Here is a 1,279-nt window from a genome sequence, read left to right on the forward strand (position 1 = left end):
CACCTCCTTTCAAGGATGTCGGATGTGTCTTTTCTCACGATCCGTGATTTATCACGGTGAAAAAATGAGACATGCCCGGCCCTTCATATAGATCTTTACGATCAAGTGCGCCCCGCGGGGACTGCCGCCGTCTACGTATCTCTTCCGTAATGTTAATCAGAGGCCGGGTGGCGTCAGCCATCTTCCCCCAGGTTATAGCCAATAAGGGGCCGTAGCTCAGTTGGGAGAGCGGTAGCTTTGCAAGCTTCAGGTCGTCGGTTCGATCCCGTCCGGCTCCACCATTCCCTGTTTGGAATGGCACATGGAAGGCCTCGGGCCTCGAGATCAGGGCCTGTAGCTCAGTTGGTTAGAGCGCGCGCTTGATAAGCGTGAGGTCGGAAGTTCAAGTCTTCCCAGGCCCACCACTCGCTTTTTTGAAGACCGATACGTCAGAACAGGTTGGCTGTTCTGCCGTATCCGCCTTCAAGACGGATAAAACGGCTTAGGCCGTTATGAACATTGTGAAGAGGAACGATCCTCGGACGATTGGCCGCACCTGACGATTAGGGTGCGTTATGGCCGGTTGCCGCGAGGTTCTGTCTGGCAACGCCGGATATCATCGGGACCGCACAGTCCTGATCAATCGCCTTATCCCCTCTACACGGGATATTGCGTGTTCAAAGCTGCCTTAGCTCGGCGGCATTGATCGATGTCCGGCATGATACAGACCTTCCGGAACCAGCCCTCGTTGGTGTGACGTGCGTCTTTTGGCGCGCCGACATCGAGACCGACGGGGATCTTGGAAGGCTGTATCGCGTTGAGTTTGATCCCGGGTCTTGTATCCGGGGTTAATTGGTTCCGTGCGTTGATCGTTTTGAACGGGTTATACAAAAGGCCGTTTTTGATGATCGGCATGGCCATTGGAGTTTTGGTTCTGCTGGTCCGTGTCATCGATTTATCGATGCGAACATTTAACTGTTTGTTCTCGGTATTTGATGATGTGGTCTGCAGAGGTTCCGCTGGTCCGTGTAGCATGGGACGTTCTCAAGCAAATTAAGAGCATTTGGTGGATGCCTTGGCATCGAGAGGCGATGAAAGACGTGGCACTCTGCGATAAGCTGCGGGGAGGGGAGAGCACCCTTTGATCCGTGGATCTCTGAATGGGGAAACCCGGCGCTTTAGCGTCATCTCGGACTGAATACATAGGTTCGAGAAGCGAACCCGGCGAAGTGAAACATCTCAGTAGCCGGAGGAAAGGACATCAATTGAGACTCCCCTAGTAGCGGCGAGCGAACGGGGA

At 53.9% G+C, this 1,279-nt stretch carries 1 protein-coding gene, 2 tRNA genes and 1 rRNA gene; 3 read left to right on the top strand and 1 reads right to left on the bottom strand.

The window, feature by feature from the left end:
• The first annotated feature begins 205 nt into the window (after positions 1-205).
• Both JJ896_18510 and JJ896_18515 read left to right on the top strand, forming a co-directional pair.
• Positions 206-281, top strand: a tRNA-Ala gene (locus JJ896_18510).
• Positions 282-327: 46 nt separating this feature from the next.
• Positions 328-404: transfer RNA gene (locus JJ896_18515), tRNA-Ile, on the top strand.
• 232 nt (positions 405-636) lie between these two features.
• On the opposite strand, the gene JJ896_18520 is transcribed toward JJ896_18515, so the two are convergent.
• A complete protein-coding gene (locus JJ896_18520; protein MBO6781653.1) occupies positions 637-894 on the bottom strand; it encodes a hypothetical protein in 258 nt (85 codons plus the stop codon).
• Positions 895-1,021: 127 nt separating this feature from the next.
• On the opposite strand from JJ896_18520, the gene JJ896_18525 reads away from it, so the two are divergent.
• Positions 1,022-1,279, top strand: a 23S ribosomal RNA gene (locus JJ896_18525); the annotation flags it as partial.

This window comes from Rhodothermales bacterium (genome assembly GCA_017643395.1).
Lineage (GTDB): Bacteria > Bacteroidota > Rhodothermia > Rhodothermales > UBA10348 > JABDJZ01.